Annotated in this window: 1 protein-coding gene; it reads right to left on the reverse strand. The window is 50.5% G+C overall.

All coding sequences use genetic code 11. From position 1 onward, the window contains the following. Nucleotides 1-320: 320 nt before the first annotated feature. Nucleotides 321-626 (reverse strand): hypothetical protein (locus tag R7R78_RS27385; RefSeq protein ID WP_225474765.1); only part of this gene is annotated, 306 nt, incomplete at its 5' end.

Genomic DNA, 626 nt, shown 5'->3' on the forward strand with positions numbered 1-626 from the left:
TCTTTCCCGCCGTGGATAGGACAAGAAACATGACGACCAGGTTTACGGAGAGCTGGTTCAAGATGGGGCGCTAGGGCCGCCAGGATGAATAGCCAGTTTCCGTTTGCAGCTTCACGAACGGTGTCAGCTTTGTAGTAAGACATAGGTTTTCTCCTTAGCGTGAACCCCAGCATCGAGGCTTCCTTAAACCCCCGTCGCCAGGGTTTTAAGGAAACCCCGACACCGGGAGAATGTGCCAAGGAGGCTCCCCAGCCGGGGAGAACTCCCCGGCGAGGGGTTTAAAAAGGTCGCCCCCGAAACGGAGGCGAATTTTGTGAATATCACAAGCACAAATGAGTGCCATCTTCCGAGGCCATCATGATTGTGACATCTGCGGTTACAGGATCTGACTTAATCACAACCTCAGTGGGTTTGAAAAAGCCATCTACAGTGGGCATGGGGTAATAAAGACGAATCTTTCCCCAATTCTTGTTGTCGGTAAAAGCGACCTTTGTTTGAGCAACACAAAGCTGCAAAAACATGAAAAGGAAGTCTTCTACCGAGTGCTTACCATCTGCACCAAATACTCCATCGACAATTGCCGGGGTCACTGCCACATTGGTCAGGAAACCAGCTTGTTTACCGAT

The organism is Vibrio sp. 2134-1 (assembly GCF_033339495.1).